Source organism: Sporosarcina sp. BP05 (genome assembly GCF_014282005.1).
GTDB lineage: Bacteria > Bacillota > Bacilli > Bacillales_A > Planococcaceae > Sporosarcina.
The window spans coordinates 252,991-279,184 of sequence record NZ_JACFTD010000002.1 but is presented as its reverse complement, the minus strand read 5'-3'; the positions used below and the strand labels follow the sequence as shown (position 1 = coordinate 279,184).

Here is a 26,194-nt window from a genome sequence, read left to right as displayed (position 1 = left end):
ATAGTCTTCCAAAAATAAAGGTTCCACATTTACTGTACTTTAAAAGTTTGCAGGAAATATGGAGATAGCGCATCAATATTTTTTCCCTTCCTTTAATATGTAGTTAAATTTCATTGATAATCTGATTTGGTCAATTACTAAAAATAAAGATGTGAATCTGAGTCAATACATGGAGTCTTAATATTGCAAAGATAGATTGTGATTAGAATTCCATGACATAGTATTTCGTCAAAAACGAAGTGACCGGACATCAAAAAAGAGTCCACTTTATTTAGTGGTACTCTTTCTTATTAATATACTAATGATGATAATAGATGAAATTCCAAAGATTACTTTGCCCTGCCCGCTCCATTTGAGAATTTGCTGAGTGGAGTATGCTTCTATAAAAAGAGCAGGTATTTTTCCAAGTGTACTGGCTATTGAAAAGTTCAACATTCCAACGTTGCTACCCGCACTTGCCAAAGTAACTAAACCTGATGGTACAAACGGGAAAACCCTGAGTGCTAAAATTAGTGAAAAAGCTTCCATTCCTTTGCTTTGTTGTAACCTATTTAAATATTTATTGTTAATTATGACCTTAGTTTTTACTTTGTTTATACCTTTTCGATACAGATAAAAGCTTATTATTGCGCCCAAAACCTCTCCTAGTATAGAAAGAATTAAACCTTTCCCAAATCCAAAGTAACTGATATTTGCCACCGTTATAAAAACGCTTGGTATAACCCCCAAGACACTAATAATAATATTTAAAATTATACTTATCCAAACAGCGAGTAAACCACTATTTTCAAACCATTGCAGAATCTCTTCTACCATACACACCACCGGGTTTCATAAGTCGTGATAACCGTTTATTTTCTGCATTCAAATTATTTTGTTGAAGGTGAATGTTATCCTTGTTAAGAGTAATCCGCACGGTGTCGTAAAAATTATTAAACTATCAAGGACGACCTATTGGAAATGATACAGTGGTGGACCGCCGGTAATAATAACCTTGACATCAAAGCTATATTAATGTTATTGAGCATTGCAATTTTCGCCATTAATACAACCTATTTTGATTAAAAGAAACAGTGCCTATAATAATAAAACTACACGATTAGTTACCATTTCTTTTCGCCACCACTATGAAATTCTTAACCAAAATACTTCTTATGCCAAATTAGGAACGAATAGATTGTCCATACTTTTCGCCCATTATTAGTTTTACCATTATAATGTTCATTTAACAAATCCATAATTGACTGCTGATTAAAAAATTGAGCCGCCTCTACACTTTCAAAATAAGACTTGATTTTCAAATAGTATTTTTCCTCTCGAATCCAATGGCGAATCGGAACTGGGAAGCCGATCTTTTTACGGTTCGCATATTCTTCTGGCAACGTCCGTTTTGCAGCGATTCGAAATGCATATTTCGTATCTATATCATTTACACGGTATTTTGTAGGTACTTTTGAAGCGATTTTTATTACTTCACGGTCTAGAAATGGCATCCGTACATCAATAGAATGTGCCATACTCATCTTATCTGCTTTCAATAAAATATCATCCACTAACCAAAGGTGTAAGTCTAAATACTGCATTTTTGTAACATCGTCTTCACCCTTCACTTGGTCATAATATGGTTTAACGATTTCATTTACGGTAGGTGTGTTGTTATACGAGCTTGTTAAAATTTTACTCGCTGCTTTTTCTTCAAATATTCTTGCTTGTCCAATAAACCACTCTTCTGGCGAAAGTCCACCTTTAATCAAGAATTTCTTTCCTCTTATTTCTGGTAGATGTTTTGATAGTATGCCCAAAGGTTTTCGAACTGTAAGTGGGAGTTTTTTATACTTCTTCATCAAGTTTGTCGAATCGTACTCATCGTATCCGCCAAATAATTCATCAGCACCTTCTCCGGAGAATATGACCTTTACATCACGGCTTGCAAGCTCCGCCAAAAAATACAACGGCACGATTGATGGATCTGAATGTGGTTCATCCATCATATATTGAATGTCCTCCAATTTTTCAAAGCAGAGGTCGGGATCTAAAATTGCATTGCTATTTTCAATTCCTAATTCGTTAGATAGTTTTTTTGCATTATCGATTTCGGAGAAACTTTGGTTACCAAAGCCCACCGTAAAGGTCTTTTCCGGTTTCAACACAGATGCTACATAACTTGAATCAACGCCGCTTGATAAAAAGGAACCAACCTTTACATCACTAATTTGATGTGCATGTATAGATTCTCTTACCACTTGATCAAGTTCTTCTACAATCTCTTCCAATGGTTGATCTGTTGGATTGAATTTTGGAGCCCAGTAACGCTGGGTATTAATTTGTCCGTCCTCATATGTCATATAATGCGCCGCTGGTAATTTAAAAACGCCTTTAAAAAAGGTTTCGTTTAATACGGAAAACTGAAACGTTAAATAAGGTTTCAAAGCATTTTCGTTTAATTCTTTATTGAAGTGAATATGCGGCAGAAAGCTTTTAATTTCAGAGCCGAAAAATAATGTACCATTCATATGCGCATAATAAAATGGTTTAATGCCAAACATATCACGAGCGCCAAATAGTTTTTTATTTTTCCGATCCCAAATAACAAATGCGAACATACCACGTAATTTCCCAGTCAAACTTTCCCCATACTCTTCGTATCCATGGATCAATACTTCGCTATCAGTGTGAGTTTTGAACACATAACCATTAGAAATCAGTTCCTCCCTTAACTCATGGGAATTATAAATTTGCCCATTAAAAGTTAAAACAAGTGATTCCTCTTCTTTGTAATACGGCTGACTCCCATACTCTAAATCAATATTACTTAAACGACGAAATCCGAGTGCTGCTTCGTTTTCTATAAACATACCCGAAGAGTCAGGACCGCGATGGATGATATTGTCCATCATGCGCTCTAAAACAACTGAAGCATTTTTTGTTTCTCCAATAAAACCGGTAAATCCACCCATACATTGTAACTCCATTCGTTTTTTGTATAAACTAAGCACCATTTTTAGGGTGCTAAAAAAGCATACCTTTTTAATGTGCAAAAACTTTGCAGAAGAACCACCCAATTTAGTGGTTATATCTTAAGATTATCGCGATTTAATACTAATTCGTGGCTATTACGTATTTAGAAAATAAAAAACTGCAAAGACTAGAGTTGTCTTGGCAGTTTTAAACTAAAATAGTATTTTATTAACATTAAGTAACTTTACATCCAATTCTACTTTTGATTAAGTTCTTGGCTAAGCGCTTCAATATTTTTTTTCATTAAACTTAAATAATCTTCGTTAGATTCAATGTTTTCTTTAGAAATCGATTCAAGATTGTGTAAAGCCAAAGTTTCTAACCCTGTTTCTTTTTTTACAGTATTAGCTATTTTATTCTTTACATTAGTCTCATAATAGATGTATTGTAAGTTGTTTTCTTTCACTGATTTTATAATTTCTACTATTTTTGATTGAGAAGGTTCGTCAAATGGGGATAAACCACTGATAGCAATTTGCTTTAAACCATATGCATCTTCCCAATAACCATATGCAGAATGAGAGACAATAAAAGTTTTACTTTTTGAATTATTAATCACATCAGTGAATTCTTTATTTAATTGCTCTAAATCCTTCTTTAGTGAATTGAAATTTTCTTCGAATACCGGCTTGTTTTTCGGATCTAATTCAATTAATGCATTTTTGATATTTTCAGCAATTATTGTTGAACGAATAGGATCTAACCAGGCATGTGGATCGACAGCAAACTCATCGCCATGTTCGTCATGAACGTCCTCATTTTCTTCTTCACTATGCTCAACTGAATTTTCTTCTTCCACATCATGAGGATCAACTTGTCCACTAATTAATTTAACATTCTTTGTGGCATTGATGATTTTTACATTTTCATTTTCCATAGCCTCAATTACAGATTTAGCAAAGCTCTCTAATCCTGTTCCTGAATGTATGAACGCATCACTATCTGCCAGTTTTGCCATTTCCTTCATCGTGATATCTATTGAGTGAGCATCAGCTCCGGGAGGTACAATACTTTTGGTCGAAACGGCATCTCCCCCAATTCGCTCTGTAAAATATTGAAATGGATAGATGGTTGTATATATTTCCAACTTTCTTTCATCACTTTCTTCGGAAGTCGGTGATCCCTCATTACTACAAGCAGTTAAAATCAATATCCCAATAATAAATGTTATCGTAGCAAATATTTTCTTATTCACTATCTATTCCCCCTTTATTCTAATTATGTGCTTTTTTATTGTAATCGTAATGATTACTATTTGCAAGTGCATAAAAATAAGTTCTAAGTCATTGGGTAGGGAGAAGGTATGGTTAAATTAAACTTTATATGCGTTATCTAAACCTACAATGTCATTAGTCTATGAAAAAAGTCCGCACACGGACCATGCACACCAGGTATGGACTTATAAAATTTATTAATAACTTCCCCATCTTTCGCAGATGTAATCTAATGTCTCCGTTATTTAAGTAAGTCCAACTTATCCAGGAAGGTAATGGGCTTTTCATTGTAAATAAACGGTTGTATTTCCAAGTATATTTCCGCCTAAAATATAGTAAAATGAATATCCTTACTAAAGCGGACTCTTTGTTAAGTGTTGGACTGTCGCTTACTTACTCTTCGCCATACCCCATGGAGACTAATAATTTTACAACAAGTTCTTCAAAAAACTCTGGACTTCCTGAATTTACTTTTTCTATTAACTCATCCAACAAAGTATTTTTCAATTGCAAATAACTACTTATCAATTGTTCTTCAGGATCCAATTTTTCGTAATATACAAATTCTAGCTGAATCGAATCCCCTTTTGTTCCAATGGCTTGAAAGTCTTGGAATTCTTTATATCCAATTTAATCATTAGGAGTAAGGGCTATGATATTAGGGTTGCTAAGAATGGAATTCCCCCGATCAGATATTTTATAAGCCCCTCTTTGAACTTGTTCCAACATTCCTACTTTAAATAAATATGTACGAGCCGAACCAATACGATTGCGATATACTAACTGCTTTCCGCTTGGTAAATATTCTGCTTTTTGTGCATCTATTAAAGAGAACTCACGTGCGAACCGGTCATAAAAATCACTTGTTTTATGAACTTCTCCATCAGAAAATATTCTTAATTTGTCATTGATGTTACTATATTAAAAATATCAGGCCTTAAACCCATTTGAAAAAGTGCGTCTTCTGCATATTTGAACTGCGCCCCATAAAATGGACTGAAAAAAAAGACCCTGTTCCCTAGATAGCTAGTAAGTGACCCCGGAAATGTTCGAGGTCACTAAAAAGTCCATGTAGATCAAAAAGACATCGTTTCCCCCATTTGAGGAACGATGTCTTTTTTCGTCATATAATAAGCAACGGCATGAAATGTGTCTCCATCCTGAATTTAACGTTTAACAATCACAACCATGTTCATGTTTTTTCTCTTTCATCGTATCCCGTTTGTGTTCCTCTTCCCGAGGTGTACAACAGTTTTCTTGTTCTTGAGGTTGAGCTTGAGCTTCTTTTTTTTGATTTTCTCCATTTGTAGAACAACATTCTTTCATATTCTCACCCCCTCTACTTCGATGGACTTACTGTTGTAAGTTGATGTCTCAATTGTATTTTTATGGAATAGATTATTATATTTAAGTTTATACTTTGGTAAATCAGCTTAAATTAGCTGGAATTCTGTATGAATTGCTGAATTTTCTGCGGGAGCTGTGTAGTATTCCCCTAATTTGAATTATAATTCGACTTTTTCCTTTTACACTACTTTAATCACATACGGATAGACTGTGACTTCTCCATCAAATTTAAATTCTGCCCATAATTTATATAATCCCGGCTTATCAAATTGTGTTTGAAACAATGTACTCTCATCTGAGATGGGGTGAACATGAATAAAATTTTCTACTTTTTCATCAATAATTACCACATGACCTAATGCTCCTAAGTAAGGTTCAGCTATTGCGTTTTTGATGTTAAAATTAAGTTTGATATCCTTTCCAGTCTCAAATGAATCATGCTGGAATTCAACTATTACCCCGTTAATCTCTTTTGTCCCTTGTTTATCTATATTTAAACCAGTACTCATGTTATGACGATCAATGTTATCACCTGTTGGTACGGTAATCCCTTTAATCGTGTAATTTTTCCTTTTAGGTTTAATGTCCACAAAAGCCATATATGAGTGACCTGTCAATACAATATCGATTTCGAATGCTTGTTCATTCTTTTGAACAGGGTGTAGGTGAAAATATTCATTTAAATCTTCACTTACAATTATAAGGTGAAGTAGTTTCTCGTGATTAAGCTCTAATTCCGGTCCGTTTCCCTCATCATCTTCTAAATACAATTTAAAGACCTTATTTTGATAAGAAATAGTTACCTGAATTTCATTTTCCTTTGTTGTATCTATATGATTTTTATGATGTTGTTCCATTTCAGATTCCTCCAATTTTATTTAATAGTTATTAACGCATCCGGACATAGTTTCTTTTGACGTTTGAGGATGACATTCATCTTCAGCGTCCTTTTTAACAGAAATCCATTTACCACGCTTGAACTGTATAGTTAAGACCACAGCCCTAAAAGCAATATCTATACCAATTGCAATCCATACACCAAGAAGTCCCCATCCAAGTTGAATTCCTAATAAATACACAAGTAATGTTCGAATTCCCCACATACCAGCGGCTGTCAGGTACATTGGAAACTTGGTGTTATTCGCTCCCTGAAATGCACCGGTAAGAATGAGTAATAAACCGAGGAATGGCTGGAAAACACCCGACACTTTTAAGGAGGTTCCGATATTTTCAATTACCTCAGCGTCGTTCGTAAATATGCTGCCTGCCCAGTTTCCTAAAGTAAAAATCAGAACGCCTATAATGGTCATCAAACCAATACCGATCCCTGTACAAAGGACTGCATATTTCTTTGCTTCGCCTATGTTTCCTGCACCAATTTGCTGTCCAACAAGAATGGTTGCTGCCGTCGCAAAACCGTAGCCAATCATATATGATAAAACTTCCACGTTTCCTGCAATTTGATGTGCTGCAAAAACATTTGTACCAAGTGCGACAATGAATCCAAAGTAAACGATTTGTCCAATCCTCATGACTAGCCTTTCACCAGAAGCAGGGCCTCCGAGAGTTACTAATTCCCGTATGTGTTGTTTATCTGGCTTCCAATAATCCTTCCTAAAAGCAAGAACAGGAGTACGCTTTATATAATAAAAGAGAGCAAGGCTACCAATAATTCTTGAAACAACAGTTGCTATTGCAGCTCCAGTAATGCCCATTTCGGGAATTAACCAGAACCCAAAAATTAAAATATAGTCCAACACACCATTAACTATGTTAATTAAAATACTGACTTTCATTGGGGCACGTGTATCACCCGCTCCTCTTAAGATTGCACTTAGCACAAACATTAAAGACATAAATACAGAGGGGATAGCTACGATTTTAAAGTAAATAACCCCTGCCTCGAGCACATTTTCTTCTATTCCCATCAGCTTTAATAATGGTTCTGCAAAGAAAATAGTAATAATTCCCGTCAATATGCCAATCAAAATAGCCAATATAACTGATTGCTGGGCAATATGTCGTGCTTTTTCTGGCTGTTTTGCTCCAATGAAATTTGCTATTCGTACATTAGCTGCAACGCCAATTGCCATAAACAAAGCAAAATAAATGGCAAGCAAAGCATTAGTGACACCAACTGCTGAAACTTCAGCAAGACCAATTTTCGATACAAAGTAAGTATCAACAAAGCCGAGAATCGTCTGAAATAAATTTTCTATCACCGCAGGCAATGCTAGCACTAAAATAATCTTAATTTTATCCTTTGTGCTTTTTGAATTAGGTATGGTAACATCATTATTTTTCATGATAATCCTCCCAAGATTATTAGTATTTCCGGTAAAAAGATTCTTATCCTTTAGATTAAGAATCTGTTACCGGTATACAAAAATGAGGATTGAATCATGAAGAGAACTGATCGAAAGAGGTCTTTATTCGCCAAAAGATTTATCAAATAACTGGCCCGATTGAAGCGCAGATCTTATGCGACAACTGCTCCCTATTTTGGAAGGAGAATAGATTATTTCTTTCATTGGCGTGGTGCAAACAATATCACTGAAACACCAATCAGGCAGATAAAAGCACCTAGAAAGTCATATACGTCAGGTGTTTTTTTATCAATTCCCCATCCCCACAATACAGACAGAAAGACAAAGACTCCTCCGTAGGCTGCATAAACTCTACCAAAGGATGGAAACGTTTGGAATGTCACTATCACACCATATAAAAATAATGCTATTCCTCCGAATAATCCTAAAACAGCAGATTTTCCCTCTCTTAGCCATTGCCAAATTAGATAACCTCCACCAATTTCTGCTAAGCCTGCCAAAATAAAAATAATAACGATCTTTAACATCTATAAAACCTCACCTCATTTATGTCTTCAAACTATGTATTAGCCAGTTTGCGGAATACCTTTCTTACTGAATATTCACTATTACAACAGTAGTATAGCATTCGTAATTATAAGTTCCAATGCTACCTCCTTTTATCATTCACATTAAATCTGCAAAATAAGTATCAAAGTATTCACGTTCGTAAAAGTACACTTTAACGAACACCCTGTTTGATATGAAATACATTGCGAAAAATAGTTCGTAAATATATAAAACCGCTTTTCGAACGTTCACTCATTTATTTGCGACTTTTCGAACAGAATTGTACACTTTAGGAAACGAATTTTCTAAAGGGGGGGTGTTCTATTTTGGAACCACGAAAATTTGGATATGTCAGGGTAAGTGCAAAAGATCAAAATGAAAATCGACAGATTGCATCGATGAAAGATATAGGAATTGGTGATCGGGATATATTTATAGATAAACAGTCGGGGAAAAACTTTGAACGTGAAAGTTATCAATTGATGAAGAGGATGATAAGGAAAGGTGACACTCTTTATATTCACTCCCTCGATCGGTTTGGACGAAACAAGGAATACATTCTAAATGAATGGAAAGAGCTGACAAAGGAAATCGGTGTCGACATCGTCGTTCTGGACATGCCGTTGTTAGATACTACAAAACATAAGGACAGTATCGGGACATTTATTTCCGATCTAATTCTACAGGTACTGTCCTGGATTGCAGAAGATGAACGTGAACGTATTCGAAAACGGCAGCGTGAAGGAATTGATTCAGCCATTGCAAATGGCGTAAAATTCGGACGGCCATCAATCGAAATAACGGAAGAATTCATTCAGTCTTATGAAAAATGGCAATCCGGGGAGATTACAGCAGTAAAAGCAATAGAGGAAGCCGATATGAGGAAAACATCTTTTTATAAAATGGTGAAAGAGTATGAAGCGTTGGTTAGAATTTAGAGCAGCACTATGAAAAGTTAATGTATAGGGATATTCAACAAGAGTTCAACTCCCGTTCAATATCCCTAACCGTCTAAACCGTTGCACCGAATTTATAGCAGTTTTTATATGGAGATTGCGGGAATCGAACCAACCGTCACATAAAACTTTGACTTCAATACACAAAAAGACTTAAAGATAATACTACAATTATTGGTATTTATAAAGAATAAAATTCATCGGATACAATAATAATTTCGTCGTTAACTTTTATTTCTTTAAGATCACTAATATTTACATAAATAGCTGTTGTTTTTTGTTTTCTAAGATCTTTAATTACCTCATCTAAGTGAAGTACATTATTGTCTGAATACAATTCAAATAACCACAAGAGACCATAAGATGGGACTAATATATTCCCATCAACATAAAGTTGGCTTCTTTTATCTACAGAGATATAAAGTATATCTGGGTTATTAGCAATTTCTTCAGTTTGAAGTTTATTTTCTAAAACAAAGCTTAAATTTTCTTTGTCTGAATCAATAAAAGCCTTATGTTTACTAATTTGTTCTTTATAAATTTCGTTTAAAGACTGATGTATTTTCCTATAGTTTTCCTCACCAACAGTTATATAATGATTATCTTTCCATTTACATTCAATAATTAAAAAAGTATTAGAATTTTTATCGTATAAGGCTACATCAATATCACTATTTAAAATTCTTCCTTTATTTTCAAATTCATAATAAACTTCATTTCCAACTACAATATTAGAAAACTTTTGGACTTTTGTTGCAATATCATTTACTACGCTATGTGAGATAGTCTTGTCACGATTATTAAAAGATTTTTTCTTATAATAGTGTCCATTTACTATACTAAATTGAAAGTCGTTTAACATCCAGGACGAAGCGATAAATAATACTTTCTCTTTATGGAATAATAATGGAAATTCAGATAAACTTCCCTCTCCCTCAAAATTAAAATAGTCTAGATAATTTTTAATTCTATTTTCTGTTAATCCTGTATATTGAACTATTTTATTTATAATCCATTCCTTGTCATAGAAATATAATAAATCAGAAGAAGTGACACTTCCCATAGCCTTTCCAATATCATAGGAGTAGTTTATAACAATGCTACAGTAATAAAAGAAAGAAATTATTAATTTTAATTCGTCGATATTTCTTATAACACGACTTTTCACATTGCCTCCTAAATGATTTAAATCTATTTCTATAGATTCATAGCATAAATCAAGTAGTTCTCTATCCACATCAATTAACAATCTTTTGATTCTCCGATATGACTTTTTATTATCAACTCGATACTTTTCGACAATTCTATTTGAAGCTTGAGTTTTTATAAAAAGCTCCTTCTTAAATTCCGCTTTATTAGCAAAGCCATTGAAATATAAATATTCTTTTCTAAACCCGCCGTCAACGAAAGCCAATGTGAATTTATATTTTTTATCTTCTATTTTTTCAATTTGACTTTTAGCAATTGAATTCATATCCATAATCTGCTCACAGTTTAAAAAATCAAAATAAAGGTTTTTTATTTTCGGCAAATGATTAGCTATGAAGTATTTAAAATCGCTCTCAGTATGCTTAAATTCTAAATCAAAATCTATTCCTTTTTTTATAAGCTTGCCTAAAAACCAGCTCAAAGCATTTCTGTCATTTCCAGCCCTTTCAAAGTTAGGTGTTTCTTCTTTAAATCTATACTCAATTGTAAATATCGGATAATATAACATAAACCCTATATCTTCTTGATAAATTGATACATACCCTTCAATATAATCATTTATTGAATTCAGAACAAAATCTCTCATTGCCACTCGAATATTATATTCTTCCATAATCAAATTCCCCCGACCTACTTCCTAAAGATAATTCGAAGCTATCAATAGGACATATTTAATTCATCTATTATTATTTCTATTGGAGTCAATTATTTGTAATCATTGATACACTTTTCTGTATTACCATGTAAATACACACTCGCCTTACTTGGATTAATCATTATTACCGTAGCCTTTCGCTTGCTCTTATCCCAATTCCCGGTCAATTGATATCTATATATTCCGTTATCGGAAAGTATAGCAGTAGAAATAATGTTTACGGTTATTCTCTGAACCATTTTGATATAATCCCCCTTTATTTTATTGGATTAATCAATTATAGCTCATAAAATAATAACGCTAGCTTATTTTACGACTTCCTTACCAGTTCATTCCACATCCCTTGTTTCGGAAAAATAAAAAGAACGCCGGGTGGACGTTCTTTAATTAGTATTATCATTCCCGAAATCAATTCATGCCCCTAATCAAATTACTTTTTCGCACTTTCTCCAATTCTTGAACTTTTGCTAAACCAGCTTGTAGTTCTTGCTCTGTAAATGACCTAGACATTATTTCTTCATTCATTTTTATTGCTTCCAACGTCAATGTCTCATAAGAAAAGTGAGAAATATAACCATTCTCTTTTATATAATCCAACAGTAAAGAAGCATCCCCTGTCAACACTTTATCATTATCAGTAACCTGTTTTAAAAGCCATAATGGTACATCAATAAGCTGTAGCCCTGCCGAATCATGTGAAGATAAAAAAGATAATTGTTCTGTATATGTTTCCGTTATCTTTACTTCTGGATATCCAACAATTTTTTGATTCACCGAAAAGTTTTTCAATATATCAAACATTTCTTTGAGATATCTAGCGAACTGATTTTGTTCATCATGAATTATAGTAGTAATTTTAGATTCAGAGTTGGGTAGAACGTTTTTTAATCCATCCAACATCGAGCTAAAAGCCACTAAGTTTGGTGACTCATATTCACCTTGACAATCATCAAGTAACCTTTCAGGATTTCTAATTCCAAAATCAAGAGCATCATATAGTATTTCTCTCAACCTTGGATCAGGAATGTATATTGATACTGTCGATTTGAAATCCCTTAAAAACTTTATATAATCTTCAACTTTGTGATTTCTAAAAATATCCCAAAAAATCTGTTTAGCCCCTTCACTAAGCATAGTGGCAATAGGATGAGCTAACAATAACCTCGTACCTCTTGAGGCATAATATAGGTGAGGGATAGCAGGGTTATGGCCGCTATCAATTAATGTATCTACAAACTTCATAGATGCTATATGGCCTTTTTCAACTCTAACGAATAAAAACTTAGCATCTAGTTTGTTGTAAGTCTTAATTAAACGCTTAGAAACCTCGCTAATTCTCCCAATTCCCAATTGGTTCCCATGTAATTCCTTCGTATCAAAATACTTCAATAATGGTTTTAATTCTTCTTCAGCTAAGCTTGAAGTATTTTCGGGAATTATTAAAGCCCCTATCCAAAAATAAGGTTGCTCCTTATCAAATATGTTCATTCCCGAATTTCCTGATTCATCAATAAACACATTATACTTGTTCATTCCTATAACCCCCCCTTTCCAGTATTCGACAAAAAAGGAGGGAATCCTTCAATAAAAAAGAATGCCCGGGTTTGGACGTTCTCATGTTTGTTCATTTAAGATTTACTCATAGTGTTAACGCTATTCTTCCGCTTGTTCTATCTTCGTTAAAACTGACATTAAACCCATTTTTCTTATAGAAATGTTCAAGTTTATCAAAGCGATCTTTATCAACATCAGAAAGCCAACCCTGTATTTTCGCCTTCGGCAAATATATCTATTAGCTGACACGTTTTATACTTCCCGTGAAAATCCTGATGAATTTTTGCGAATAATCTAGGATGTGGATGTCTTGTGTACACATTGCGTAAGCTAATAGTAATTGAATCGCCATCATAATAAAGACTCACATATTACTTTTCATTGTCATTGTTAGTCGCGACTCCTATAATATGATTATCTTTTATTAGACGATTGATTAATTCATTTTCCTTTTCGATTTTTCGTAAGCGCGCCAATTCACTTTTCCCTTGAACTTCACATTGTCTTACTTCCGCATAGTTTTCTTTTAACTTTTGATAATCAGCTTTTAGTTGTTTATTTTTATTAAAATTAAACATGCCTACACCTCTATGAACATTTTTTATAACACCTTTTCATTAGTATCGGTACTTTAAATAAAAGATAAAGTGTTTTATTTTCATTCTTTAATCTGTTCGACCAAGTACTCCGCCGCCGAAAACTTTACAAAGAACTCCCGGGTGGACGTTCTTTAAGAACGGTTGCACTGTTTGAAGCGTGTAGCCGAATGGCAGCAATTCAGTTACGTCCGTTATGTGTTAGGATTGCTGTATTTTGCAAAAACGTAATACATAAGATTGCAATTGCAACTTGACATGGAGCCTCTGCGGGCATGAGTACCTAGCTAAGAAGGCAGCTGTACCAAGGGCTGGCTTTGCCTGCGAAGGCTATCATGCCCACCACTCCATGTAAAGTTGCAACGCCAAGTTTGGTTGCAATACTATGTACTTTCATTTTGCACTATACACCAGTACCAGTTCAATTTCTAATCCTTCACGTTTCAATGCGTTCTTCACTTGCTTGGGCTTATGCTTCAATTGACCTTCAATACGTCCAGTGTTGCCATACACGACCTCCGCAAAGCTCAAAATGCAGACAAGGCGCATCCGTCCGTTCGGGGCTTGCGGCTAGAATCTCAACAGCCATTACTTTTCTTCTTCGCTTATCGGGATGATTGTCGACGACCTGCACTGACTTCTAGTCTTTGATGGTATTTTCACTTAGTTCACTTGAATTTAAATATTCTTGGAAATCCCCCATCATAATATCATCTCTCATAAATTATGTTGCATATATTATCGAATACATCTCGTAAGCTATGTTGCATAAAAGCCTTAAATATATATAATAGAACATAAAAATACAACATAATTTATATTATGTTGTGTTGTAAATCACTCACTATTTATTGTGTATGTTTATGAGTATTTCTCGTATATCAAATTAGTCTAATAATAAGTTAAAATTCATAAATGGACTTCTTTATTAATTTAGTAAAGAGTGGAGAAGCTAAACAATTTCAATTGCTAGACTAATAGAACCCAAATGTAACAGCAAATTTCTAACCAAAATTACGCCTCCAATCTTCCATAAGGGTTTCCCAAAAAAGAGCATAGTCACGAACGATACCAAGTTCCGATGTAATTCACTGACCGATGATTTCGTGACTATAAAAATCAATAAATAAGTAGATGTCGTAACTCCACTTTCCAAAAGGTTCATTCTTCGTTAACATTGGATATCACTTCTTTTCCGTGTCTTACTCCAGAATCATTTCCTGTGATATCATGCAGTAAATACCATATATTAGAGATGTAACGTTAATATGGTAGTAATTTTGATAACCATTATTCCCATGTGTAAGATTATTCCTTAAATTAAGTTTATTAGGATCAAACATAATATCAATAATATTCCAAAAACGAATATCAACTTTCCCCTTGAACTTCGGAGATACTATTAAGTTATTTAAAGTTAAGGGATTGATTCCAAAAATACCTTTAAAAAACTGTTTTTCTTTGTTTTCATCTTCGATAATACCATTACTTTCAAATAAATTGTATGCAAGCGACGATGAAGCATAAAGACTATCGTATATTTTTGTTGAAGAGTTTTCTATATCCATCTTATATTGATGTCTTAGGTATAAATACAAGTCTTCGTCTACGGCATTAAAACTGATTTTCTCTTGAGCAATTTTAGTCTCAAGTTTCCTAAGTAATTCATCCATATAAACAAGTTTAATGAATGTTTTTAAATCTCTTTCAAGTAGTGTCATAAAAATCAAAGTGGCCCCAAAAGAATTTTTCATACTATTTTGTTTTGCCATGAGGAATTCATTATACCCGGCAGCAAACATATCCGTAGTTTTGAATGGCAAATCCGATCCTTCTTCAACGTCACGCAGCCTATTACCCGGTTTATCAAAGACTTCATAATAAATTGTTCCTAAGACAGCGATTAAATTGTAGAAGTAAATCATTTTTGTTTTCTCATCACTTAGTTTAAATCCAATAGTATTTTCAAAATCAGAAAAACTAAACTTTGCAGTTGCAATATCATGATTATTCATATCTAGAATTTCTTGAAAAAGATTTAGTAACTCATCTTTATCAATGTAATTCTTATGCTCTGAAAAGTGTTTAACCTTCTCTCCCAGATAATTATTTATTTCTGTTTTATTAGTTAGTACTAGCCCTTCTGTTTTGGTAAATATAAATTTTTTAATAAGATTCATTAATATACCCCTTCCCTTTTTCAATTTATAAAGGAACTTTTTAAATCAGTGGGCTCTCTGGATCTTCCTGATTAAAAAATCACACTAGGATGATGACAGTTTGTATTTTCTATTATTTTAAACGACTCAATCATACATTCCGTTCATTCGGTAGCAACGTTATTCCTGATTATCCAAATTATGATTCCAATGTCTTAGGAACCAATTTTCTGGAATTTCTAATTTGAAGCTATATTTTAACTTCTAATACCTGGATTCAAAATAATTTCCATTTCTTCTTCTTCTTCTTCTTCTTCTTCTTCTTCTTCTTCATTCAATTCTTCAGGATCTGTTATGATTACATCCATTTTATTTCCGTTAATATTTACTTCTACATTACTATCAGTATAATTGTAAAAATTAACTTGCGGAGCTTGTCCACCCTGCATAGAAATAATTAAGCTTAAAACCGAGATTAAATCTCTTAATGCCATTGCGACAAGGGAGGAATTCACAACACTATAAACTCTAATGATATGTTCATATATAGCAAACCAGTATCTAGTGAATTTGTTATCTTCAATCTGTATTTCTTCATCTACATTAGATCTAATTAAAGATTCTAATGGCATTTTCAAATTACTTAATATTTTAAATCTCTCGTTTAAATTTAAACTTCTTGCCGACAATTCTATAAGGACTGAATTTACTGTCTCGTATATATTCGGTATATCTAATGCTGCTTTAGCAATTTCACTTCGCTCTGTTAAAACCATTCTCATACTATCCAGGACTCCTGATGATGGGCGAGGTGATTCTTGTATTGAAGCCATTCCCTTTATACTATCCATGGCACCCAATGATGGGCGAAGTAATTCTTGTATTGCAGCCATTCCATTTATACTATCCATGGCACCCAATGATGGGCGAAGTGATTCTCTTATTGAAGCCATTCCCTTTATACTATCCATGGCACCCAATGATGGACGAAGTGAATCTTGTATTGAAGCCATTCCCTTTATACTATCCATGACACCCAATGATGGACGAAGTGAATCTTGTATTGAAGCCATTCCCTTTATACTATCCATGACACCCAATGATGGGCGAAATGATTCTTGTATTGCAGCCATTCCCTTTATACTATCCATGGCACCCAATGATGGGCGAAGTGATTCTTGTATTGAAGCCATTCCCTTTATACTATCCATGGCACCCAATGTTGGACGAAGTGAATCTTGCATTGCAACAATTCCTCGAATATTATCAGTTAAATTTTTTATATTATTACTTCTCCAATCCTTATCCATTTATCACAACACTCCTTTTATTAGAAAAAAAGTTTAGCAATACTGTTTGACGAATTGACTCTTGCTTAGCCCCCATCAAATAACTTTCAATCCAACTCCACCATTTTTTCCAAGCTCTCCTTCAAAATCTTTAACTCCGAGATCTTAAACGTCATGCCCTTGCCCATCTTCTTATGATCCTCAGTCCAGTCTCTTATATCAAAAACTGGCTCTCGACCATTCCAACTAATTAAGTTTAATTCTTTTTGCCACCCTTTATTACCTTCAGATAAAACTGCTACTGTTTCGATGATTTCGTATTTAAATTCTGCCAACTATATCGCTCCCTTATTAAAAGTGCCCTTGCAACATTAGATTGATAAATCTGTCATGCAAAGGCACTATTATTCTTTTGTTCTGAAGTTAATTACACATTCTGATAAGAGGACACTTTCTTAAACTTAATACCAGTATCCAGTGCTTTAAAGTGCTTTTTCCCACAACGAATTTTAGCTGTTTCAGATGGTCTGAGTTCATCGCTAGAGATATCGCCTTTCGTTTCAATCACGAAATAAAGCTTCTCTTTGCCATCTTCTTCTTTTAAAAGTGCCCAGTCTGGATTGTATGGACCCAGTGGCGTTTTCACTTTAAACCAAGCAGGCAATTTTATATAAAATTTAACATCCTCATCTTTTTCACATTGAATAGCAAAATCTCTTTCTACGTTTGAATCATAAATAATATGGTTATATGGAGTCCGCTGACTATTCGTCTCAACGACTTTGTCTTCATAACTCGTCAGTTCTTCCTCTAAAAACAACTGCTGGTCATAGGTGACATCACCTTCTAGTCGTTCATACTTTATGCCATCTACCATCATATGACGTTTCGCGATATTGATAATTCGCGCTACTTCCATCATATACATTTGAGGATTTCGCTTAAAGTCACGCAGTGTATCGCTTTTCTTTAACGTTTCAATGAGTGTCGTTCTTGTTAAATTAGTTTCATTTTGTAAAAAAGATAAGATATCTGGTGCTTCAACGTATTGTGATTCTGAGACGCCAAATGCTGCAAAACGTTCATTTACTGCTTCAATACCCGATGCTTTACTTTCTAAATTAGCTTTTACGTACTCTAATTTTTCTATGCGGACTTCCAGTTCCTCCGCAAGCATTTCAGCAGCCTGATCAATAAATTGCTCTGTATCAAATTCTAATGAATACGTTGTTTGATACTTTATACGATCCCAAAGTGCAATAAATGGTTCAGCTAATGCTTCTTTCTGAACTTTAATTTCTACTCTTTTTGCACGGTCTTTAATATCAATTTTTTTACGGTCAAACTCCTCTAATATTATAGAAGTAATTTGTTCTACCATCGTCTTACTAATTGCTGCAATTTCTTCGGGAACTTCTAGTGTTCTATCTTTCAATGCTCTTGCTAGATTTTCTGTACCTTTATTTTTTTTATCCAGATATTCTTTATCCTTGAAGAACTGCACGAGCTCTTTGGATTTTGCTTTTCCTAATACTTCCTTCAGACCCGTTTCTTCATTAAACTTAATCATAATTGTACTGAAGATATCATCTTCAAAAATCCCGAATTTCATCCCGTCTTCTTCGTATTCTTTCTGCAAGTCCCTTGCAAATTCATCATAGCTTTCGTTCGCCATTACAGTTAATGTATTTACATCGAACCCCTGAATACGTTCTCCTTGTTGATTTACCGCAATGCGAAGCCCACGACCAATTTTCTGACGTTTTGTTATGGTATCTTTAGACTCAATCAGTGTACAAATTTGGAAAACGTTAGGGTTGTCCCAGCCTTCTTTTAAAGTTGAATGAGAGAAGATGAAACGTAGTTTGTTTGCTTTTTTTGTCTTTCCATTTTTCTCATCATAAAAAGTAAGCAAATCTTCTTTATCTTTCATGATAATTTGGTAGGCAGTCTCATCATCTGCTCCTGAACCTAGCGTATTCTTGAATTTCTTACCACTCTTATCCGCTGCAAAATAACCATCATGTACTTCTTCAACTGGAATAGAATAATCTTGTAACTTCTTATACTTTTCACGTGTCATTAAGTCGTTATATTCTTCTTCAAATACTGTCGCATATTCACCTGGTAGTGCTTTCCCCTCATCGTCATAACCACGATAATTCGCAACATTGTCAATGAAAAATAAGCTAAGTACTTTAATACCTTGTGGATTCAGTTTCAGTTCTCGATCAAGATGTTCTTCTATCGTTTTCCGTATTTGGCCACGTTTCACTTGACGGTCTATTTCGTACATCTCACTAAGACGAATAATTGGTGTTTCTCCTGAAAACTCAATGTACTCATTGCCTGGTTCGGCCGAAAGATTTTGAACAAATTCCATTTTCTCGTACGCTGCAATACGTTTTGATTTTAAATAGACGTCATCACCTTTTTCAAGCTTCACTTCTTTTTTAGTGATATCATTTTTGGATTTTACATACATTTCAACAGTTGCTGTAATGCCAGATTTAAGTGTTTTCACATTAATCAACCGCATATACGCATCGTTGCCACTAGAATCACTTTTAATCCCGGCAACTTCAATTTGTTTCACCAACTTTTGTTGGTATGCCTCTACTGGTCCCAATTTGTACAACAGAGGATATGACTTGTTGCGATGCGTCGCTGAATACCGAAATGTAACCGATGGACTAAGCGATTCAATTGCTTTTTGAGCATTCTCTGTATTATCAACGCTTTGTGGTTCATCAATAATCACGACAGGATTCGTTTCTGAAATTAAAGTAATCGGAGCTACACCGTACATAGCATCTATGTCATCACGAAAAATAATGTTCATTTGGCCCTTATTATCTTGGCGTTTTGAAAATGCTTGAATATTAATAACCATAACTTCAATTCCATCATTTTGAGCAAAGTTACGTACTTCATCTAATTTTGCACTGTTATAAGGAAAGACATGATAACTTTTCTCTTTTAAGGTTGGTTTGAAGACATCTTTTGTCATCTGATAGGTTTTCATAACACCTTCTCGAATTGCCACTGAAGGCACAACAATTACAAACTTCGTAAACCCATATTGTTCATTTAATTTTAAAATGGATTTTAAGTAAACAAAAGTTTTACCTGTACCAGTCTCCATATCAATATTAAATTGTGGAAATGGTGTCGTTAAATTCTCCGAAATTGGAATGCCGTTATCAATCTGAATTTGTTGCACGTTTTGCAACATCTTTGCAGGTTGATAAATGACGTTATTGGCAAGTCCATGTTCACCAAATAACTTTCCTTGTCGATCATTGTCTGAAATCGTAAAATTGGATTGTCTAATTTGTTGTCCTACAAAGACACGCGTTATCGACTCAATAGCATCTTCTTGGTATTGTAGCTCTTGAAATTGAATTTTCAACTCTCATTCACCTCTCTTCTATATTGTCATGAGATGTTCTTCATGATAACCAGCATCTTTTAGCAACTCAAAGCAATTTAGCTTCTCCGAGTCATTACCATTAAATCCACTATCTTTAAAGACAACCGTGCTTGTTTCGATGCCATATACATCCCGCTTTTCGATAATTGCTTGTGCAATCGATTGATTAATATCATCATCTAAACAAATGAATAAGTTTCCTAACGCAATGTCATAAACATTCTTTTCGTCTATTTGGAACGTTGTTATTGGATATGTCAATTCAAGTCCATTTTTCAACATAATTTCGAATACAATATCCAATTCTTCACGATCTGGCATAAAAACATCTGCATAGTTTTCCAAAGTAGCTTCTAAATCATCAAAATCTGTATTCCATTCTCGGATGTTAGACTTGTCTAACTTTAATACTTTAAAACCAGTATCTAAATAATCTGCTGCCTCTGGGTGATCTTCTAAGACTTTCGCTCCTGCGCGACGAATACGTTCTTTTCCAATATCACAAATTGTACGATAATCCTCTTTAAATGCTTCTGATTTCTCGTCTAATTCTTCTGGTAATTGCACCATTATGAACTTACGCTTTCCTTCATCTTCGGCGTTTAGTTTCATAACGGAGTGAGCCGTTGCAGCTGAACCCGAAAAGAAATCTAAAATAATATCTTCTTTTCCTGATGTCAACTGTATAATCATACTAATTAACTCAACAGGTTTTGGTGTTTCAAAGACTGACTTTCCATCAAAAAGTGATTTTAACGCATTTTTAGCTTCCTCATTTGTAGATACATCATCAGAAAACCATATGGATTCTGGAGTGAGACCTCTTTCTTTAGCGTTCAGATAGGTTTTCACTCTTGGCACGCCATCCCCAGACTTTCCAAACCATATTCTTCCTTCCTCGATTGCCTCTTGCATAACATCTTTTGTGTATAGCCAACATCTTCCACTCTGCAGATAATGTTCCTTACCATTCGGGGCTGTCAAAACATAAAACTGACTCTTTGTCCCATGTCCAGCTTGAGCTGTTGCAGGATCAGACTTCCATAAACCTCTAGGGTCGTTGTCCATATTTTTGTAACTTGAAAGGGCCTTCTCTGTCATTGGAAGTTGTTTAATTACCTTCTTATCCAAATTAAGGTTTTTAGAATAACACAAGACGTACTCATGTCTAGCTGATATCATCTTCCTGTTTTCTCTATTGGTTCTTTTCTCCCGAATAAATTGAGCTACAAAGTTAGCTACACCAAAAATTTCATTACATATCATTTTTAGTTTCTCTTGTTCATTATCATCAATACTAATAAAAATTGTACCATCATCAGTCAGCAAATTTTTAGCTAATTTCAACCTTGGATATATCATGTTCAACCAGTCTGTGTGGAATCTACCATTGCTTTCTGTATTCGTAGATAGCTTTCTGCCTTGTTCATCTACTTGTCCAGTTTGTTCTAAATAGTTTTGAATCGTATCTTTAAAATCATCTTTATATACAAAGTCATTTCCCGTATTATAAGGTGGATCAATATAGATCATTTTAACTTTTCCGTTGTATGATTTCTGTAGTAGTTTTAAAACTTCTAAATTATCACCTTCGATATACAAGTTTTCTGTCGTATCAAAGTTTTTACTCGCTTCGACATCTGGGCGTAGTGTTCCTTTGCTTGGTTTTTGTGCTCCAAGAATAGAATCTTTTTTACCATGCCACGTGAAGTTGTAGCGTTCTGTATTGTCGTCTATTTCCTTGCCTAATACAGTACGTAGCATGTCGAAGTCTATTTTATCTCCGTCTGTTAAAATTTCCGGGAATAATGCTTTGATTGCTTCTATGTTTTCTTTAGTAATATCTACTGAACTTGATGGGACACGGTTCTTCACTTGATTTCCCCCTTGATAGTATTTTGTAGTCTAATTTTCAATTCATTTGCCTTAGTCTGCCATTCAATTCTTTTGTTCATTTGGACTTCTCTTTTCGCCTTTGCCACATAATCTGCAATTTGCTTTTCTAAATCTTTAATTTCTTCTAAACGTTCCATACCGTTTGATGACTCAGCATGAATCTGGTAATTTTGCTGAAGTTCTACTTGCAGAATTTGCTGTATGAAATGGTCGTAGTAGGTCTTCAAATTATACGTATCACTCATAGCAAAAGCCCATTTTTCTAAATAACGTTCAATTGGTATTGTCAGATCCGTCGTAAACAGTTTGTCCATTTTTAATAGCCCTGTTTTAGCAATCTTTTTATGCGTTGCACTAATCCATTTAACGTGGTCATTCGCTTCAAACATTATTATTAATGGATAAGGCATCGCTTCAGCTATGATTTTGTATATTCTTTCTGCACGGGTTAATTGGTTTACTTTTATTTTAAATAGATGTATTTCCTGATAAGATGTTTCTTCATCTTCATAGGCAGTAATATTTGTCGTTTTCGGGTTAATCGTTGCAAGTAAACGAACCCCCCTAGCTTCTACTACTTCAGAGAACACTTTCTTCTCATCCGCAGTAAATTGAGTGGCTAACTTAACATAAGGAAACGTTCGTAATACGTGCGTACTTTTCGGAAGATTTAAAGATTCTAAAACCTCTTTTTCATCCACTCATTCCTCCCCCTTAATAACAAGAAATGAAATAAGTTCCAAATCATCAAAATCTAATTGCAAATCCGTCTGCATAGAAGTTCCCCCAGGTGTGAAAAAGCTATCAAACGCATTATCTTCCTGCTTATCCTTCACAATATCAATAGACTTCTTCAATAAATCTGTATATTGCTGCATGTCTTCTCCATTCATTGTCTCTTCATTAAATAATTGAACAAGAAGATTTAGTGGTTCTTTTTGGCCAAGCGACAGTTTTCTAAAATGATCCCAAATTTGTTTAGCGTACATATAATGCAACTGAACTTCACCTTGGTCTGTCAAATACAATAAAATATAAGGCGTTAAACTATTCTTCGCCATCTCTAATGAAGTCGTTTGTTTAAAACAAAAGATCACACCTGGCACAGCTTCTTCGAATGCTTCATTTGATGCGATCGCATACATTCCTTTCGGGGCCTTTTTCAAGTCGTCCCCGTACTTTTTCAGCGCCATACTTAAATCACTTTTGAATTCAGTATTTGTGAGGTCTGTAATCGAAATTGCTCCGGTAACGTCTTCTAAATTAACAACTTCTTCTTGTAGTTGTTTCAATTGGTTACGACGGTATTCCATATCATTCATCTCTTTACCAGACGTGTCTAGTATATCTTCTTCACCCGTAGCTGAGGCACTCAACATTTTCATTCGACCTTTTACCCGTTCTTCAAGGTTAATATATTCATCAATATCCATATTAGGCCAGAAATTCACAAGTAAAATCTGTTTATTTGTTGAGCCGATTCGGTCTATACGACCAAATCGTTGAATCACTCTAACTGGGTTCCAATGAATATCGTAGTTCACTAGAAAGTCGCAATCTTGCAAGTTTTGTCCTTCTGAAATACAGTCAGTTGCGATTAAAACATCTATTTCTTCGGCTGTATCTTCCATTACTTTGGAACGTTCTTTTGATTTTGGTGAAAAATTCATTAGGATATCATTGATGTCCTTCGTTCGCACACCCTTCATCGTGGTTTTATTGGCACCACTACCGACAACCATTGCCGTATGTAAACCCTGCTTTAGCATTTCCTCATGTAAGTTTTCATATAAATACGTGACTGTGTCCGCATAGGCTGAGAAGATAATGATTTTTTTGTTTCCAGCATTAATCGGGTTCTCAATTTTATTCTTAATAAGCATCTTCAAATCTCTTAACTTTGAATCTCTATCTTGACTTACTTTTATTGATTGACCGATAATTTCTTGTAAAATTTTCAAATCATGTTTTAAATCATCTAACCATTTTACGTGATCAATATCGGTTAGTTTAATTTTAATCTTTTCACTACCTACTGTAATTGCTTCTAACTGGTCATCATCTAAATCATCAATTTCGCCTTCTTGTAAACTAGATAAATTATTCTTTTGATTCGTATTCAATAAACCGATTGTATCTTCTACTCTTTTCACTAATCTTTGTAGCGTTATATTAAACGAGCAAATGGAGCTTTCCAATCGTTTGAAAATATTAACTTTCATTAGAGCAGCCACTGCAAACTCTCGGTCTGTTTGTTTAAATACGCCAGCTCCTTCTTTTACTTGTGTATCATAAAGTTCCTCATAATAGCGTCTTTTGGAAGGTAAAACATATTTCATTGGTTGATAAATACTAAACCCATTTGAATCTATCAATTCGCTTATTTTTTTCATATCCATAAACTTAAGTTCTAAATCAATATCAGACTTAATGGATTCAGGCTTCAATCTGATAGGAAACTCGCCCATGTCTTTGCTATCATAATATTTTTCAATATGTTTTCTACTTCTAGCAATGGATAATAAGTCTAGTAATTGGAAGTACTCTGGATTCACCATATTTAAAAAATTCCCAGTTGTTCTATCCTTTGCAGATAATTCTGTCCAGCGATTAAATGATCTTTGTGCGGCTTTTAATGTTAGGTCAATACTATCAATACCATGTTTATTAAGAGCGTCATCATTATCTTCTGTTATAAAAGCAATTTGGTTCTTAATATCATTCATTTTATTGTTCACGGGCGTAGCAGAGAGTAGGAGAACTTTAGTTTTAACACCTTTTTTTATGACTTCTTGCATTAGCTTTTGATACCTTGTTAAATAGCCTTTTCTCGGGTTATTATTTCTAAAGTTATGCGATTCGTCGATAACAATTAAATCATAATTAGCCCAATTGACTGTATCAAGATTCATTTCACCAGAATAACCACCATCACGGCTTAAATCTGTATGATTCAATACGTCATAATTAAAGCGGTCATCGATTAGTAAGTTCCTTTTATCGTTTTGTGTGTAAACCGTCCAGTTATCCCGCAATTTTTTTGGAGAAAGGACTAGGACCCGATCATTTCTTAATTCATAATATTTAATAACTGCAAGTGCTGAAAAAGTTTTACCCAATCCCACACTATCCGCTAAAATACAGCCATTGTATTTCTCTATTTTATCAATCATTCCAACGACACCATCACGCTGAAAAGGATATAATTTATTCCAAATGACAGTGTCTTTAAAATTTGTTCCTTCTTTAATAATCGTATCTTCTTCAATGCCTTCTAGCTGATCTGAAAAAATATGATAAAGGGTTACAAAGTAAAGCCATTCTGGGGCATTTTCTTTATAGATAAGCTCGATTTGACCAAGTACTTCCTTTGTTACATCTTTTACTTTTTGTTCATCATTCCAAATACGATTGAACTCTCCCATGGACTGTGCGATAAAATTATTATCTCCCAGTAATACAGGGAAACTTGCAAACCGATTTGATTCTGTAATGCCTAAACCATCTGCTGTAAATTCGATTTCTGATTGGACTTGCATGCTTGTTTTCTTATTCTCAATGACAATTTCTTTTGGAAAAGACGTATCATCTACAATTGTTTTAAACTGTGCTTTATCTTCTATCCATTTTGCAGCACTATTCGCTATATGAGGTGATAACATCTTATTCCTTAATTGGATTTCAAAGTTATTACCCTCAAACTTAGGAAATGTCGTTTCTGTACGATCCTGACCAATTGTATACTGCCTTTTTAAATCATTTTCTTTTTTATAGAAAGTAGGTTTCGTGTACAGAAACCTAAAAGAATTAACATTTTCTAATTTATCTTTTAGTGAATGGTATGCAAATAAGCTGAAATAAGCCGATGCAATCGCAACTTTAGAATCCTTTTTTATTTCTGACTTCAAAATATTTAATAACGTATTATCTCCCTTATTATCGACCATTTTAAGTTTCATTTTAAAAACCCCCATCTATCTAAGTACTGGTTC

General features: G+C 34.1%; 20 protein-coding genes. 1 reads left to right on the top strand and 19 read right to left on the bottom strand.

What is annotated here, in order from left to right; translation table 11 throughout:
• Positions 1 to 267: 267 nt before the first annotated feature.
• From H2672_RS03165 to H2672_RS03130, 8 genes are all read right to left on the bottom strand, one after another.
• On the bottom strand, positions 268 to 816 hold the full coding sequence (locus tag H2672_RS03165; RefSeq protein WP_186668838.1) for a TVP38/TMEM64 family protein: 549 nt from the start codon (positions 814 to 816) through the stop codon (positions 268 to 270).
• Positions 817 to 1,136: 320 nt separating this feature from the next.
• Complete coding sequence (gene asnB / locus H2672_RS03160) at positions 1,137 to 2,957, bottom strand: asparagine synthase (glutamine-hydrolyzing) (protein ID WP_186668836.1); 1,821 nt, start codon at positions 2,955 to 2,957, stop codon at positions 1,137 to 1,139.
• Positions 2,958 to 3,214: 257 nt separating this feature from the next.
• Entirely contained in the window at positions 3,215 to 4,213 is a 999-nt protein-coding gene (locus H2672_RS03155; RefSeq protein ID WP_186668834.1) for a metal ABC transporter solute-binding protein, Zn/Mn family, read from the bottom strand.
• Positions 4,214 to 4,862: 649 nt separating this feature from the next.
• On the bottom strand, positions 4,863 to 5,126 hold the full coding sequence (locus H2672_RS19875) for a winged helix-turn-helix domain-containing protein (RefSeq protein WP_370569597.1): 264 nt from the start codon (positions 5,124 to 5,126) through the stop codon (positions 4,863 to 4,865).
• 279 nt (positions 5,127 to 5,405) lie between these two features.
• Complete coding sequence (locus tag H2672_RS03145; RefSeq protein ID WP_186668832.1) at positions 5,406 to 5,558, bottom strand: hypothetical protein; 153 nt, start codon at positions 5,556 to 5,558, stop codon at positions 5,406 to 5,408.
• Between the two features lie 200 nt (positions 5,559 to 5,758).
• On the bottom strand, positions 5,759 to 6,436 hold the full coding sequence (locus H2672_RS03140; protein WP_186668830.1) for a hypothetical protein: 678 nt from the start codon (positions 6,434 to 6,436) through the stop codon (positions 5,759 to 5,761).
• A 21-nt stretch (positions 6,437 to 6,457) separates the two neighbouring features.
• Positions 6,458 to 7,885 carry an MATE family efflux transporter gene (locus H2672_RS03135; protein ID WP_186668828.1) on the bottom strand — a complete coding sequence of 476 codons (1,428 nt, stop codon included), beginning with the start codon at positions 7,883 to 7,885 and terminating at the stop codon, positions 6,458 to 6,460.
• A gap of 221 nt (positions 7,886 to 8,106) precedes the next feature.
• Positions 8,107 to 8,433, bottom strand: coding sequence for a YnfA family protein (locus tag H2672_RS03130; protein WP_186668826.1), 327 nt, complete (start codon positions 8,431 to 8,433; stop codon positions 8,107 to 8,109).
• Positions 8,434 to 8,781: 348 nt separating this feature from the next.
• Here H2672_RS03130 and H2672_RS03125 point away from each other — a divergent pair, with 348 nt between their 5' ends.
• Positions 8,782 to 9,393, top strand: coding sequence for a recombinase family protein (locus H2672_RS03125; protein ID WP_186668824.1), 612 nt, complete (start codon positions 8,782 to 8,784; stop codon positions 9,391 to 9,393).
• 199 nt (positions 9,394 to 9,592) lie between these two features.
• On the opposite strand, the gene H2672_RS03120 is transcribed toward H2672_RS03125, so the two are convergent.
• The 11 genes from H2672_RS03120 to H2672_RS03070 all read right to left on the bottom strand — a co-directional run bounded on the left by H2672_RS03120 (position 9,593) and on the right by H2672_RS03070 (position 26,161).
• A complete protein-coding gene (locus tag H2672_RS03120) occupies positions 9,593 to 11,233 on the bottom strand; it encodes a hypothetical protein (RefSeq protein ID WP_186668822.1) in 1,641 nt (546 codons plus the stop codon).
• Between the two features lie 92 nt (positions 11,234 to 11,325).
• Positions 11,326 to 11,514 carry a DUF1643 domain-containing protein gene (locus H2672_RS19870; protein ID WP_186668820.1) on the bottom strand — a complete coding sequence of 63 codons (189 nt, stop codon included), beginning with the start codon at positions 11,512 to 11,514 and terminating at the stop codon, positions 11,326 to 11,328.
• A gap of 169 nt (positions 11,515 to 11,683) precedes the next feature.
• Positions 11,684 to 12,808 carry a DUF3800 domain-containing protein gene (locus tag H2672_RS03110; protein ID WP_186668818.1) on the bottom strand — a complete coding sequence of 375 codons (1,125 nt, stop codon included), beginning with the start codon at positions 12,806 to 12,808 and terminating at the stop codon, positions 11,684 to 11,686.
• Positions 12,809 to 13,200: 392 nt separating this feature from the next.
• Entirely contained in the window at positions 13,201 to 13,407 is a 207-nt protein-coding gene (locus tag H2672_RS03105; RefSeq protein ID WP_186668816.1) for a hypothetical protein, read from the bottom strand.
• A 1,220-nt stretch (positions 13,408 to 14,627) separates the two neighbouring features.
• A complete protein-coding gene (locus H2672_RS03100) occupies positions 14,628 to 15,605 on the bottom strand; it encodes a DUF4209 domain-containing protein (RefSeq protein ID WP_186668814.1) in 978 nt (325 codons plus the stop codon).
• A gap of 236 nt (positions 15,606 to 15,841) precedes the next feature.
• Positions 15,842 to 16,894: a hypothetical protein gene (locus H2672_RS03095; RefSeq protein WP_186668812.1), complete on the bottom strand. Its 1,053-nt coding sequence runs from the start codon at positions 16,892 to 16,894 to the stop codon at positions 15,842 to 15,844.
• A gap of 86 nt (positions 16,895 to 16,980) precedes the next feature.
• Positions 16,981 to 17,208 carry a YdbC family protein gene (locus tag H2672_RS03090; RefSeq protein WP_186668810.1) on the bottom strand — a complete coding sequence of 76 codons (228 nt, stop codon included), beginning with the start codon at positions 17,206 to 17,208 and terminating at the stop codon, positions 16,981 to 16,983.
• Positions 17,209 to 17,300: 92 nt separating this feature from the next.
• A complete protein-coding gene (locus H2672_RS03085; protein ID WP_186668808.1) occupies positions 17,301 to 20,285 on the bottom strand; it encodes a restriction endonuclease in 2,985 nt (994 codons plus the stop codon).
• Between the two features lie 18 nt (positions 20,286 to 20,303).
• Entirely contained in the window at positions 20,304 to 22,181 is a 1,878-nt protein-coding gene (locus H2672_RS03080) for a site-specific DNA-methyltransferase (RefSeq protein ID WP_370569587.1), read from the bottom strand.
• The gene (locus H2672_RS03075; RefSeq protein WP_186668806.1) at positions 22,178 to 22,903 is read right to left on the bottom strand and encodes a DUF4391 domain-containing protein; all 726 of its coding nucleotides are present in this window, start codon (positions 22,901 to 22,903) and stop codon (positions 22,178 to 22,180) included. The genes H2672_RS03080 and H2672_RS03075 overlap by 4 nt, the downstream gene beginning before the upstream one ends.
• Positions 22,904 to 26,161, bottom strand: a complete 3,258-nt coding sequence (locus H2672_RS03070; protein WP_186668805.1) for a helicase-related protein — start codon at positions 26,159 to 26,161, stop codon at positions 22,904 to 22,906.
• Positions 26,162 to 26,194 lie beyond the last annotated feature (33 nt).

Coding starts and splice junctions, on each gene's coding strand:
- H2672_RS03165 (WP_186668838.1), bottom strand. CDS start 816: ATGGTAGAAGAGATTCTGCAATGGTTTGAAAATAGTGGTTTACTCGCT.
- asnB (WP_186668836.1), bottom strand. CDS start 2,957: ATGGGTGGATTTACCGGTTTTATTGGAGAAACAAAAAATGCTTCAGTT.
- H2672_RS03145 (WP_186668832.1), bottom strand. CDS start 5,558: ATGAAAGAATGTTGTTCTACAAATGGAGAAAATCAAAAAAAAGAAGCT.
- H2672_RS03140 (WP_186668830.1), bottom strand. CDS start 6,436: ATGGAACAACATCATAAAAATCATATAGATACAACAAAGGAAAATGAA.
- H2672_RS03135 (WP_186668828.1), bottom strand. CDS start 7,885: ATGAAAAATAATGATGTTACCATACCTAATTCAAAAAGCACAAAGGAT.
- H2672_RS03130 (WP_186668826.1), bottom strand. CDS start 8,433: ATGTTAAAGATCGTTATTATTTTTATTTTGGCAGGCTTAGCAGAAATT.
- H2672_RS03120 (WP_186668822.1), bottom strand. CDS start 11,233: ATGGAAGAATATAATATTCGAGTGGCAATGAGAGATTTTGTTCTGAAT.
- H2672_RS19870 (WP_186668820.1), bottom strand. CDS start 11,514: ATGGTTCAGAGAATAACCGTAAACATTATTTCTACTGCTATACTTTCC.
- H2672_RS03110 (WP_186668818.1), bottom strand. CDS start 12,808: ATGAACAAGTATAATGTGTTTATTGATGAATCAGGAAATTCGGGAATG.
- H2672_RS03105 (WP_186668816.1), bottom strand. CDS start 13,407: ATGTTTAATTTTAATAAAAATAAACAACTAAAAGCTGATTATCAAAAG.
- H2672_RS03100 (WP_186668814.1), bottom strand. CDS start 15,605: ATGAATCTTATTAAAAAATTTATATTTACCAAAACAGAAGGGCTAGTA.
- H2672_RS03095 (WP_186668812.1), bottom strand. CDS start 16,894: ATGGATAAGGATTGGAGAAGTAATAATATAAAAAATTTAACTGATAAT.
- H2672_RS03070 (WP_186668805.1), bottom strand. CDS start 26,161: ATGAAACTTAAAATGGTCGATAATAAGGGAGATAATACGTTATTAAAT.